General features: G+C 63.8%; 10 protein-coding genes. 7 read left to right on the plus strand and 3 right to left on the minus strand.

Annotated elements, in window-relative coordinates:
- Window positions 1-7: 7 nt before the first annotated feature.
- On the minus strand, window positions 8-874 hold the full coding sequence (locus tag ACPWR9_RS12350; protein ID WP_426296669.1) for a phosphodiesterase: 867 nt from the start codon (window positions 872-874) through the stop codon (window positions 8-10).
- 539 nt (window positions 875-1413) lie between these two features.
- On the opposite strand from ACPWR9_RS12350, the gene ACPWR9_RS12355 reads away from it, so the two are divergent.
- Window positions 1414-1692: an HU family DNA-binding protein gene (locus ACPWR9_RS12355; RefSeq protein ID WP_058378908.1), complete on the plus strand. Its 279-nt coding sequence runs from the start codon at window positions 1414-1416 to the stop codon at window positions 1690-1692.
- Window positions 1693-1939: 247 nt separating this feature from the next.
- Window positions 1940-2959 (plus strand): CHAD domain-containing protein, encoded by a 1020-nt coding sequence (locus ACPWR9_RS12360; RefSeq protein ID WP_426296668.1) that lies wholly within the window; start codon window positions 1940-1942, stop codon window positions 2957-2959.
- Here ACPWR9_RS12360 and ACPWR9_RS12365 read toward each other — a convergent pair.
- Window positions 2956-5427: a heavy metal translocating P-type ATPase gene (locus tag ACPWR9_RS12365; RefSeq protein WP_426296667.1), complete on the minus strand. Its 2472-nt coding sequence runs from the start codon at window positions 5425-5427 to the stop codon at window positions 2956-2958. The two genes, ACPWR9_RS12360 and ACPWR9_RS12365, sit on opposite strands and share 4 nt — an antisense overlap.
- A gap of 68 nt (window positions 5428-5495) precedes the next feature.
- On the opposite strand from ACPWR9_RS12365, the gene ACPWR9_RS12370 reads away from it, so the two are divergent.
- The 5 genes from ACPWR9_RS12370 to ACPWR9_RS12390 all read left to right on the plus strand — a co-directional run bounded on the left by ACPWR9_RS12370 (window position 5496) and on the right by ACPWR9_RS12390 (window position 12273).
- Window positions 5496-5966 carry a Cd(II)/Pb(II)-responsive transcriptional regulator gene (locus ACPWR9_RS12370; RefSeq protein WP_150678365.1) on the plus strand — a complete coding sequence of 157 codons (471 nt, stop codon included), beginning with the start codon at window positions 5496-5498 and terminating at the stop codon, window positions 5964-5966.
- A 364-nt stretch (window positions 5967-6330) separates the two neighbouring features.
- A complete protein-coding gene (locus ACPWR9_RS12375) occupies window positions 6331-7596 on the plus strand; it encodes an FAD/NAD(P)-binding oxidoreductase (RefSeq protein WP_426296666.1) in 1266 nt (421 codons plus the stop codon).
- 217 nt (window positions 7597-7813) lie between these two features.
- A complete protein-coding gene (locus ACPWR9_RS12380; protein ID WP_426296665.1) occupies window positions 7814-9148 on the plus strand; it encodes a putative bifunctional diguanylate cyclase/phosphodiesterase in 1335 nt (444 codons plus the stop codon).
- A gap of 51 nt (window positions 9149-9199) precedes the next feature.
- Window positions 9200-10867, plus strand: coding sequence for a sensor domain-containing diguanylate cyclase (locus ACPWR9_RS12385; RefSeq protein ID WP_426296664.1), 1668 nt, complete (start codon window positions 9200-9202; stop codon window positions 10865-10867).
- Window positions 10868-10914: 47 nt separating this feature from the next.
- Window positions 10915-12273 carry a phospholipase A gene (locus ACPWR9_RS12390; protein ID WP_426296663.1) on the plus strand — a complete coding sequence of 453 codons (1359 nt, stop codon included), beginning with the start codon at window positions 10915-10917 and terminating at the stop codon, window positions 12271-12273.
- Between the two features lie 48 nt (window positions 12274-12321).
- Here ACPWR9_RS12390 and ACPWR9_RS12395 read toward each other — a convergent pair whose 3' ends face one another.
- On the minus strand, window positions 12322-12744 hold the full coding sequence (locus ACPWR9_RS12395) for an EamA family transporter (RefSeq protein WP_174987696.1): 423 nt from the start codon (window positions 12742-12744) through the stop codon (window positions 12322-12324).
- Between the last annotated feature and the right edge of the window lie 107 nt (window positions 12745-12851).

The raw sequence follows: 12851 nt of genomic DNA on the forward strand, positions 1-12851 counted from the left end.
CAACCCGTCAGGAGACCGACTCACCGTCGAACGTGTAAGGCCCTTCGAACGGCCCGACGTACGCCAAATGCGTGCGCACACCGGCCCCCGGCTGCCAGAGGTGAAGCGCGAACCCGGGCGGCTCCAACGTGATCGATCCAGGCGCATCTGGCGCGAGTCCAAGCGATATCTGATGGGCGGTCGAGACGCAGGTACTCGCCATCACACCGGGTGCCCCCGCCACCCCAGCCTGAATGCTGCGATGCAAATGCCCGCAGATCACTCGCTCGATGTGGGGGTGGCGAGACACCACTGCCGCGAAGCCCGCCCGGCCTTGGGCCGACAGACCGAGTTCGTCCATGAACGCGATACCGGTATCGAATGGCGGATGGTGCATGGCGATGATCGTTGGGCGTCCTTCGCAGGCCTGTAGCTTGGCGTCGAGCCAGTCGAGCCTCGCGTCGCACAAGTGACCGCTGGCCCCCGGCGGCGATTGCGTATCGAGCGCCAGCACGGTCACAGGGCCGATGTCGACGCGGTATTGCACGAAGTCGTCACCACCGGCCTTACCGGCCTCACTGCCCTCGCCCGGCTTGCCGCCGTGCAGATACGTGTGCTCGGGGAACGCCGCCCGCAGACCCGCGCGATGGTCGTGATTGCCCACGACGAGATAGAGCGGAATCTGCAATTCGGCGAGGCATTCCCGCAATACTTCGTACTCCGATGGATGTGGCGTATCGACGAGATCGCCGGTAGCGATCACGGCGTCAGGCCGCGGCGACCAGCGGTTGATCGTGGCGATCGCGCGGCGCAGCGCGCGCGCCGTGTCGACGCGCTCACAGGCAAGCGCACCGGGGCGGGTCACGTGAAGATCGGTGATCTGGCAAAGCAGCATAGCGACGAATCCTTGAGGCGCGCATTGGCGCGCCATCATGTGTTCTGAAGTGTAGGCAGTAGCAGGCGCCGCAACGCTAGGTGTCGTGAATGACACTGGGATGACAGCCAGTGAAACACGAGGCGACGCCAACCAAAAGTCAGGCGCCAGCGCAAGCCCTCCCGCGCTAGGGAAACCCCCAAAGCCCGCCCAGCAAGGGATTGCGAGGTGCTAAGCCCGCAGATGAGCGCAGTTACCGGGGTTTTACCACCAAGAACGAGAAAGTACGCGGCATTGCGCAACAAAATCGCCGCAAACCGTTGCCAGGACTGGCCCACAGGCCGCCGAAGGCTCTATAATGCGGCTGCCCGGCAAGTGCCGGCGCCCTCTCGTCACGTCACGAGACGCGATCTCCGGATCGTGTGCTTTCGATGTGCCGCGTAGGCGACATTCTGGCGCGCGCCGCGTGCCTTATGGCGCGGATACAACACCGACACTCGTCAAATGGCGAAAGTGTTAGAGTTGTCGCCGGTATTCACCACCTCTCAAGGGAAACACACATGAACAAACAGGAACTGATCGACGCCGTCGCTGGTGTTACGGGTGCAAGCAAGGCTCAAACCGGCGAAACCATCGACGCTCTGCTCGAGACCGTCAAGAAGGCAGTCGCAAAGGGTGACGCGGTTCAGTTGATCGGCTTCGGCTCGTTCGGTTCGGGCAAGCGCGCTGCGCGTACCGGCCGCAACCCGAAGACCGGCGAAGCGATCAAGATCCCGGCTGCCAAGACCGTGAAGTTCACGGCTGGTAAGGCGTTCAAGGACGCTGTGAACAAGAAGTAAAGCCAGTTGCGCGCAGGCCGGCCTTCGGGCCGGCCTATCTTTTTTGCCTGCGCCGCCGGCCTCCGGTTCGTAGCAAAGAGATATGTCTCACGTCACCCTCTCGCGAGGACCACGACTGATGTGAGCTGCGCGCCTCGCGGGTGTCCAGCGCCGAATCCTTTCGGGAACCGGGCGCCCGCGGTAGCACGACCCCTGCGTAATATCTTCCGACTCTCCTGGCCTAGCGACCTATGCTATGGTGCGTGACATGACACGCGAGACGTCTGCGGCCAGCGCCGCCACCCCCGAGAATTCCTCGCTTTCTGCGCGACCTGCTGCGGACATCGGCTCACCGCTCGATGCCGGACAGATGCGTCGGATGCCTGCGTCACGTCTGCTCGTCAGACTGGCTGCCGAAACGATTGCCCAGTGGCCGACGCTCTCGGCCGCGCACAACGGTGGCGACGTCATCGCCCCCGAAGCCATCCACCACCTGCGTATTGCCACGCGCCGTCTGCGTGCGCTCATCGACATCTTCTCGCCTTGGCTGAAGCCTCGGTGGCACCGCAAACTCAAACAAGAATTGCACTGGCTAAGCCACACCATGGGACCGGCACGCGATGCCGACGTGCTGGCCACCAGCACGTTGCCCGCGTTGCGTACCGAGCATCCCGATATCGACTGGCCATCCGTCGATGCCTATGTGGCTAAGCTGCGTAGCGACGCGCATAGTCAAGCGGACGAGGCCCTGCTAAGCGACCGACAGGTGGCCTTGCATCGTCTGCTTCGGCGCGCATTCGGCATCGACGAACAGGGCGATACGAACGTGCAGGCCGCCAAGGCATTGCGACGCCCGTCGCGTACGCCGGGCACGCGGCCACGCGCGATGGCAAAGCACGCACGTGACGTGATTCGCGTGCGCTACATTGCGTTATTTCCGGATTGTCGCCAATTGGCGATGCTCGATACCGATCAGTTGCACGCATTGCGCGTGCGGATCAAAAAGGCGCGTTACAGCGCCGAAGCGTTGACGCCGTGGTTGCGCAAAGCCATGCGCACGCCCTATCAGGACACTCTGCGCGCCGCGCAGAACTTGCTCGGCCAGCTCAACGACGCGGTGGTGGCGCAGCAGGCCTGCGAGGCGATGCCGCTCTCGCAAGCCCAGCGCGACGTACTGACCGGGCGACTCGACACCTTCATCGTGAATGCGACGAGTCGCGCAGCCCACGTGCTATGCCGACTGCCCGACGCGGAATCGCTCGAACGCGGCATTCGCAAACACCGTTAAGCGGCTCGTGTTCGCAGCAACCGCATACCGTTAGCAATCACCAGCAGACTCGCGCCCACGTCGGCGAAGACTGCCATCCAGAGCGACGCCGCCCCCACCACGGCCAGCGCGAAGAACACCGCCTTGATGCCCAGTGCGATCGCGATGTTCTGCTTGAGCACCGTCGCCGAGCGCCGTGAAAGGGCCAGAAAGGCTGGCAATTTGCGCAGATCGTCGTCCATCAGCGTGACGTCTGCGGTCTCCAACGCGCTGTCGGTCCCCGTCACGCCCATCGCGAAGCCCACGTCGGCAGCGGCCAATGCCGGGGCATCGTTGATGCCGTCGCCCACCATGCCGACGTGACCGAATTCCGCACGCAACGCCGTAATGGCTTGCCACTTGTCTTCCGGCAGCATTTCGGCTCGCACGTCGCTCACACCGGCTTGCTCGCCGATGACCTGCGCCGTCGCACGATTGTCGCCCGTCAACATCACTGTACGAATGCCCATTTGCGCCAGTTGCGACAGCGCTTCGCGGCTTTCTTCACGCAGCGTGTCGGCCACCGCCAGCACCGCCAGCGCCTGTGTTTCGCTCGCCAACACGATAGCCGTGCGTGCTTGCGCTTCGAGACGCGTCAATTCGGCTTCGACCGTCGCATTGCACACGCCAAGCGACTCGATGAGGCGATGGTTGCCAAGGTAGTACAACGTTTGCCCGATGCGACCTTTCACGCCCATGCCCGGCAACGCTTCGAAGTCAGTCACCGCAGGCAACGACCCCAATCCGGTGGCCTGGTACCCATCGACCACCGCACGGGCAATCGGGTGCGTCGTTTGGGCATCGAGTGCCGCCGCGAGGGTCAGCACCTCGTTGCGCGCCGCCTCGGTGGTCGCGTCAAGCGGCACCACATCGGTCAGATGCGGCTCGCCTCGGGTGAGCGTTCCCGTCTTGTCGAGCGCAACGGCACGAATCAGCCGCCCGCTCTCCAGAAATGCCCCGCCCTTGATCAGAATGCCCGCACGCGCCGCCGCTGTCAGACCGCTCACCACCGTGACAGGCGTCGAAATCACCAATGCACACGGGCACGCAATCACCAGCATGACGAGCGCCTTGTAGATCCATGGCGTCCACGCGAGGCCGAAAGCCAACGGCGGCACAATCGCGACGAGCAACGCGCAAAGCACCACGACGGGTGTGTAGATGCGCGAGAACTTGTCTACGAAGCGCTGAGTCGGCGAGCGTTGCTGCTGCGCCGTCTCCACGATGCGTACGATGCGCGCCAGCGTGGTATCTCCCGGGGCAACACTCGTGCGGTAAACAATCAGGCCGCTTTCGTTGATGCTGCCCGCGAAAACCTCGTCACCGACCGTCTTGTCGACGGGGACGCTCTCGCCGGTAATCGACGCTTGATTGAGCGCAGAACTGCCCTGCTCGATCACGCCGTCAATCGCAATACGCTCGCCCGGACGGGCGCGTACGCGCGTGCCGACGGTCAGTGCCGCAACGGGCTGGTCGGCCCAGCTACCGTCGGGTTGCTCGACCGAAGCCTCGTCCGGCGCGAGACGCATCAGCGCTTCAACAGCACGGCGAGCACGGGTGAGCGACGCCGCCTCGAGCTTCTCGGAAATGGCAAACAACACGATGACCATCGCTGCCTCGGGCCACTGGCCGATCGCCAGCGCGCCGATCACGGCGAGCGACATCAGGAAGTGGATGTTCAGCGTGAAATGGCGCAGCGCAATCCAGCCCTTCTTGAGCGTCGGCAATCCGCACAACGCGATGGCCGCCACGACGATCGCGCCGACCCACACGCTGTGCTCCGGCACGCCCGACCAGACGGCCACTTCGCTGGCGGCCGCCAGCACGCCCCCGGCGATCAGCCGTGCGACGTCGCCTTTGCGATTGGCAGGCGGTGGTGCAACGTTCGCCGCACCCGCAATGAGAGGCACGGGCGTCATGCCGAGCTTGCGCAAGGTGTCGGCCACCACGTCGCTCTGACGGCTGACCTCGGCTTCCGATGCCTTGGCGCCGAAAACGACCGTCAACTCGCGCTTGAGCAGGTTGAAGTACAGCGTATCGATGCCTGGCTGGCGCGCCAACTGATCTCGAATCAGGCGTTCTTCGGTCGGGCAATCCATCTGATCGATACGAAAGCGCGCCTGCGGGGCGTCGGCGGACGGGGCCACGGCCTCGGGCATCAGGCTGGCCGAATCGCCACAGCACGCCGGGGCATCGTGCGCATGGCCGTGATCGTGGGTGTGTGAATGCGCGCCCGACGTCGCGTCATGGCGGTGGTCGTGCGCATGGTCGTGGTCATCGCGACGGGCCTGTGCGCCATGATCGTGCGTCTGCTCATGCGCATGGGCATGCGCGTCGCGCTTGCCGTGCCCATGGTTGTCATGGGTGTGACGGGCGTGTTCGGGGCCGTGCGCGTGGTCACACACCGCCTCCGGGGCCGCCCGGCGGGCCGGATCCGAGGGATTGGGCATGTTCACTCCTGGTTACGTGATTCGTGTTACTCTCTATTCAAAACCCTGTAGTCACTACGGAGTCAAGCATGAAAATCGGTGAACTGGCGCGTGCGGCCGAGACCGACGTCGAAACCATCCGCTATTACGAGCGGGCGGGCCTGCTGGCCGCCCCGCCGCGTACCGACGGGGGGTATCGCACCTACGGCACGGAACATTTGGAAGCCCTGCGCTTCATCCGCCACTGCCGCTCGCTCGACATGCCGCTCGCCGACGCCAAGCGGCTAGGCGAGCTCGCGCACGACACAACAGTCACGTGCGAGGACGCCAATCAGTTGATCGAAGCGCACCTGACGCGCGTGCACGCCCGTATCCACGAATTGCAGGCGCTTGAGCAACAGTTGTTGCATTTGCAGGCCCAATGCCAGAGTCGTCACGACACGAGCGATTGCGGCATTCTGCGCGCGCTGATGCAAGGCGCCCACGGCGAAGCCTGCGCTTGTCACAACGACACCGATCCGATCGCGGTCGAGTGTGAACACGATCACCAACACGCCTGAAAGCGATCGCCGCGTTTGCGGCATCTCCCACCGTGGCGTAAGTTTCAGGCGGGCGCATTTGACTTGCGCCCCCGCCTGATTGCGCATCCCGCCTGCGCAACCGCCTCACCCCCGCCAATCCCCCTCCGACGCTGCCGCATCGACGCATGCCGGTGCGCGTATTGCGTTGAACGCCGCGATGATTGTGATGAATCGTGGGTTTGCAACCTGAAACAGGGGCAAACCTGCATGTTTTCTATACAATGTCCCGGCACGTTTCACGCAGCCAATCTTTCATAGTGTTTTAACGACGTTCGCTCACTGTTTTAAAAACGTGTCGATATGTCGTAATCCGTCCTAATTTTTCCCAATTGTCGGAGACCTTATGTCCAGCGACGTATCCGCTACGCCTACTCCTGTGACGGAGCACAGCGCCGACATCGTCATCATGGGCGCCGGTGCAGCAGGCATTTCCGTGGCAGCCAGCCTGCGCCGCCGCCGCCCGTCGCTCTCGATCACGATCGTCGATCCGGCCGACACGCATTACTATCAGCCCGCCTGGACGCTCGTCGGCGCCGGCGAGTTCGACGCGGCACGCACGGCACGCCCCATGGCGAGCGTCATTCCCGAAGGCGTCACGTGGCTGCAAGCCGCTGTCACTGCGTTCGCCCCCGATCACCAGCAAGTCTTGCTCTCCGATGGCCGCCGTCTGGCCTATCGCTATCTGATCGTCGCCCCGGGTCTGCAACTGAACTGGGAAGCCATCGACGGCCTGACCGAAACGCTCGGGCGCAATGGCGTCACGTCGAACTATCGCTTCGACCTCGCGCCCTACACGTGGTCGCTGGTGCGTGAGTTCTCCGGTGGCAACGCGCTGTTCACGCAGCCGCCCATGCCGATCAAGTGCGCCGGTGCGCCGCAAAAAGCGATGTATCTGTCGGCCGACACGTGGCGCTCGCGCGGCGTACTCGACAAATCGAAGATCGAGTTCCACCTCGTCGCGCCTGCGCTGTTCGGCGTAAAGGATTACATCCCGGCGCTCATGGAGTACGTGAAGCGCTACAACATCTCGCTCAATCACCTCTCGCACCTGCGCGCCGTCGACGGCGAGCGCCGTGTGGCGCGTTTCGAAATTTTCGACGCCGACGGCCAGTCGCAATTCGTCGACAAACCGTTCGATCTGCTGCACGTCGTGCCGCCGCAGAGCGCGCCCGACGTGCTGCGCGCGAGCCCACTGGCCGATGCCGCAGGCTGGTGCGAGGTCGATCACGCGACGCTGCGCCATGTCCGCTTCGCCAACGTCTTCGGGCTGGGCGACGCCATTTCGGCGCCCAACGCCAAGACTGCCGCCGCGGCGCGCAAGCAAGCCGTGGTCGTCGCAGAGAATCTGCTCGCCGCGATGGATGGCCGCCCGCTGCCGCTGCAATACGACGGGTATGGCGCCTGCCCGCTGACCGTCGAGCACGGCAAGATCGTGCTGGCCGAGTTCGGCTATGGCGGCAAATTGCTGCCGACGTTCCCGATCGACGGCACGCATCCCAACCGTTTTGCGTGGGTTTTAAAGAAGTACGTGCTGCCCAAGGTGTATTGGGATTACATGTTGCGTGGCCGCGAGTGGCTGGCGCAACCCAGCCGCCCGGGCCATAGGTGAAACCCGGACTTAATTTTTAAAGTCAGGTGCCGTTAAAGGTCAAAGGACCCGGTTTTCGCGACCGGGAACGAGCTTCTAGTCGGGCCACGCCTTGCGCGCGGTCTGCCGGAAACCGGGGGGTGCCTCGCATGGGGCTGCCAATGCATCGCCCGTCACCGGCCGACACATTTACGCGTCTTATGCAGAACATGATTCAAGGGTTTTCTGGCGTGCCGAGATGAACGATACCAACGCGCTACGCCGGCAAGTCGTTCTGGCCGATCTGTTGCTGGATCGCCAGCGGCTCCTGCGCGCCCTCAGTCTCGAGCTGCGCACACCCAGCCCGCCCGGCAGCCACAGCGCCCTCGTGGTGCTGCATGTCGGGCGCGGTCAGCGCACCGCGACCAACCAACACGCCATTTCCGACGCCGATCTGATGGCGACCGTCGCCTTTCGCATCGGCTCGCGCATTCGCCGTCGCGACCTGATCGGACATATCTCCGATCAACAGATTGCCGTGCTGTTGCGTGACCTCGGCAGCCGCGAAGCCGCCGTGCAAATCACCCGCCGTTTTATCCGCGCAGGCGAATCGCCAGTGCCGTGCGGCAATGGCTTGCTCTACCCCATTGTGTCGGCAGGGGTCACCCACCTGCCGCAAGTGCCGGTGTGGCCGGCGACGTTGCTCGAACATACGTCCGAGGTGGCCGATCTGGCCATTCGCGAGAGCGCCGCGCGCTTTCTCGTGACCGATGCCCCGAGCGCACCGACGGAAATCGTCATGCCGCCGGACGACGCCGGTAACGAGCACTATTGGCGCAATGCGATTGGCCGCGCGCTCTCGAGTTCGGAATTCCGTCTGCACTATCAGCCGCAAATCGACATGCGCACGCACCGGCTGACCGGTCTCGAAGCGCTGATTCGCTGGCAACGCGACGACGAACTGATCATGCCCGGCGAGTTCATCCCGGCCGCAGAGCGCTGCGACGTGATCGGCCCGATCGGCGAGTGGACGCTGCATGAAGCCTGCCGCCAGCTCGATCAATGGCAGACCGACGGGGAGGAATATCCACGCGTGGCGGTGAATCTGTCAGCCCAGCAGATGCGCGTGCAAACGCTCGAGACCGTGCGCTACGCGCTCAAGCACCACCGCGTGCCGCCCGACAAGCTGGAAATCGAGATCACGGAATCGTCGTTGATTTCGCATCTGGATGAAGCGGCCACGCTGATGAACGAACTTGTCGCGATGGGTGTACGCCTGTCGCTGGACGACTTCGGCACCGGCTATTCCAGCTTCGTGCGCCTGAAGCGCTGGCCGTTCGGCACCGTGAAGATCGACTATCAGTTCGTCGCCGGGGTGCTGCTCGGCGGCTACGACACTGAGTTGATTCGCGCCATCATTGCCATCGCCCGCAAACTGGAAATCGAGACGGTCGCCGAGGGCGTCGAGACGAGCGCCCAACGCGATGCGCTTGCGCAACTCGGCTGTCACGCATGGCAGGGGTATCATTGCACACGGCCCTTACCGCCCGGTCACATCGAGACGTTCATCCGAGACTGGCACGGACGTCTGTAATCGTTTCTGCCGTTGCCCAACGCCCTTTTTTCCCGCCGCCGCGCCGCGCCTGTGATTGTCCGCGGCATCGTCATCCTCCTGTGCCTCGTTGCCGCATGGGGGCTGGCGCGCTTCGCCGCCGATCAACTGGTGGCGAATCGTTCGGCGCGTCTGCTCGCCGAAGAACGCAGCGTTGCGACCCGGCTCGCACGCGGCACCGTTCACACGGTCAATCAGGACCTGATCCTCATTCGCGGCATTCCGCAGGTGCTGGCGCAAATCGCCCAGATTCAGAACGCCGCCGCCAGCATCGCCGACCATCCGCTGACCGAACTTCCGCACGAAAAGGCGCGCGAACGCCTGCTTGCCAATCCGACGCTCAAGCCGGTCAACGATCTGTTGCGCGCCGCCCAGTTGTATTTCGGTGCCGATCTCGTGTGGCTCGGCACGCCGGATGGCGTGACCATTGCGTCGAGCGATGCCCGCGACGCGAACCCGCTCGTCGGCGACAACTATGGCGACCGGTCGTATTTCCAAACGGCCATCCTCGGTACGGCCGGTCAGCAGTACGTGATCGGGCGCAAGACCCGCATGCCCGGCATTTACTTCACCGCGCCCGTCTATCAGGAAGGCAGGCTCGTCGGGGCCATGGTCGTCAAACTCGGGCTGCGTCGGCTGTCGCATTGGGTCGATACGGGCGCGTCGTTCATTACCGACGTCAACGGCGTGATCGTGCTCGCCAACGACCCGACGTTTACCGGCTTGGCGGTGCCCGGCGCCGCAGTGTTCAAGATGACGCCCGCCGAGCGACGTCACCTGTATCAGCAGGAAGATTTCACGATCGTCCCCATCGAAAGCTTCGATCCCGCGCCGGGCACGCCGTCCTTCCTGATGCCGAATCTGAGTGCCGATTCCGATGCCAGTCACGCACACGAGGCACACCACGCCCCTGAAGAGGCCGATCTGGTGCGCGTGCGCCCGGACAATCAGCCCTATCTGCTCGAATCGGCACCGTCGATGGATAGCGAGATGGTGATCTACACGATGAGCGAAGTGCCCACGCTGCGCAGTCTCTTCATCGAGCGTCAGCGTTACACGTGGCTCGTGTTCGGCCTGTTGCTGACCTCCGGCGGCGCCCTCTTCCTGCTGATTCGCCACCTGCGGCGCGGCAAACTTCAGTTGTCCGACACGCTGGCGAAGAACGCCGCGCTGGAACACGAAGTGAAATACGACGCGCTGACCGGCAGCCTGTCGCGCGGCCACTTCCTCAAGCGTCTGCGCAGCGAAGTGCATCAGGCCAGCACCACCGGCGTGGCGGCCTGCGTCATCCTGGTCGACCTCGATCACTTCAAGCAGATCAACGACACGTGGGGGCATGCACTCGGCGACACCGTGCTGGCCACGTTCGTGCGGCTTTGTCACGATTCGTTACGCGAAGATGACATCTGCGGTCGTTTGGGGGGCGAAGAATTCGCTATTATCCTGAGTGGCGCCACCGAAGCCCGTGCCTTCGATGCTGCCGAGCGCTTGCGCGAAGCCGTTCGCGCAGCGCGTATCAATGTCGACGGACGCGCGCTTCAGTTCACTATCAGTGCCGGTGTAGCGCAGTGGCACACCGGTGACGACGATAACGCATGGCTGCAACGCGCCGACGCCGCGCTTTATCTTGCCAAATCTCGCGGGCGCGATCGCTGCGCACGCGAGTCCGACCTCCGGGTGCTCACCCGAGGCGGCTCGTAACTGACTTCGGGCTTGCCGGCCCGGGGTCGCCAACCCAGACCGGACCGATGCTCAAGACGAATCTCGCCAAGTTCGCCAAGTCACCTCCCTTGCGCCTGCGTGCCATGCAGATCGGGGCCGCCCTCTGTCTCGCCGCGAGCCAAACCGCTCACGCCGATCTGTCCTTATTGCAACCGCCGCGCGCACTCACTGGCGGTGCGCCGTTGCAGCTCACGCTGCTCGTGACGCAGGACGCACCGGGCCGCAAGACCATCAAGTTGCCCGACGAAATCGTCGTGCGCATCTCCAACGACGATTTCAAGCCGACGCTGTTGCATCTCAAGCGCGCTGCCGTCGTGCCCGCGCAAGTGACGCTCTCGAACGGCCAGTTCCGTCGAATTGCCTATGCAGCGGAACTGCCCAAGGAGTTGCGTGGCACGGTGCGATTGGAAGCCGTGGATTGGGACGCTTCGACCACCACGATCGTGCTCAATCGCGCCGCGCCTGCCGAACCGATGGTTGCCGCAGCCCCGGCGACGGCGAGCAGTGCGGCAGCGGCGGCTGGCGCTGCGGGCACTGGCAGCACTGCCGTCGCCGCCGCAGCCGATGCCGCCAGCGCTGCCAACGCGACCGCTGCACCGGGCGCGCCGGGGACTTCATCGGCCCCAGCCAGCGCTGCCGCCGATGCCGCAGCCCCGACGGCCGACACCGAATTCGCGCGCATCTCGTCCAACGAGCCGATGTACATTGCGTTCGGCAAGAACGGCGATGCCAACGCGCGCTTTCAGTTGAGCTTCAAGTTCCACATCCTCAAGCCCGATAATCCGTCGTCCAAAACATTCCTCGACAACCTGTACTTCGGCTATACGCAGTTGTCGATCTGGGATCTGGAAGCGGAATCGGCACCGTTCCGCGACTCGAACTACCGGCCGAGCTTCTTCTATTACGTGCCGGATACCGGCGTGCGGGCCGGCTGGTTCTCGTCGCTGGGCGTGGCGGCCGGTATCGAGCACGAATCGAACGGCAAGGCGGGCCCGGACTCGCGCAGCATCAACAGCGTCTTCGTCAAACCGATCTTCACGTTCGGCAACCCGTCGGAATATCACTGGACGGTGGCCCCGAAGCTGTACGCGTACCTCGAGAAGGCCGACAACCCCGATATTCAGGACTACCGCGGCTATATGGACTTGCTGGTGCTGTGGGGTAAACCGAACGGCTGGCAGATTGGCGCGACGTTGCGCAAGGGCATGAAGCGCAACTACGGCAGTGTGGATTTGCAGATCACGTATCCGCTCGGCAAGTTGATTCCGGGCACGGGCGGCTACATCTGGATTGGCTATTTCACCGGATACGGCGAAGACTTGCTCGACTACAACCGCCACTCGCCGTCGCAAGTGCGCATCGGTTATAGCGTGTTCCGCTGGTGATGGGTATGGGTGGCCGCCGTTGGACGGCCACCGAACGGGCGCGGTGGGTCAGAGAACGAGCACCAGAGCGCCCGCAATAATCAACGCGCCGCCGAGCGCTTCCTTGAGCGAGAACGGCTCGCCAAGCACGACCCAGCCAATCAGCATTGCCATAGCCACGCTGAGCTTGTCGAGGGGCGCGACGCCCGACACCGGGCCGAGTTGGAGCGCTCGGAAGTAACACAGCCAAGACAAGCCCGTCGCCACCCCGGACAACACGAGAAACAGCCACGTGTGCGAGCTCAGGCTCGTGGGTCGCTGCCATTCGCCTCGCATGCCAACGATGGCGAGCGTCACGGCGAAGATGATCACCGTGCGGATCAACGTGGCCATGTTCGAATTGACTTGCGCCACCCCGAGCTTGCCGAACACCGCCGTCAATGCAGCGAAAAACGCCGAACCGAGTGCGAAAAGTTGCCAACTCCGCAGCATTTGAAAATCTCCTGTGGCTGCTCGGGCATGCGCCGGATGGCGGCCCGTAATCATTCCGTGATGGTCATCGCCACCGATGCGATAATGGCGCCTGTCCCACCAACGTG

It is taken from the genome of Pandoraea pneumonica (assembly GCF_049918595.1).
Lineage (GTDB): Bacteria > Pseudomonadota > Gammaproteobacteria > Burkholderiales > Burkholderiaceae > Pandoraea > Pandoraea pneumonica_A.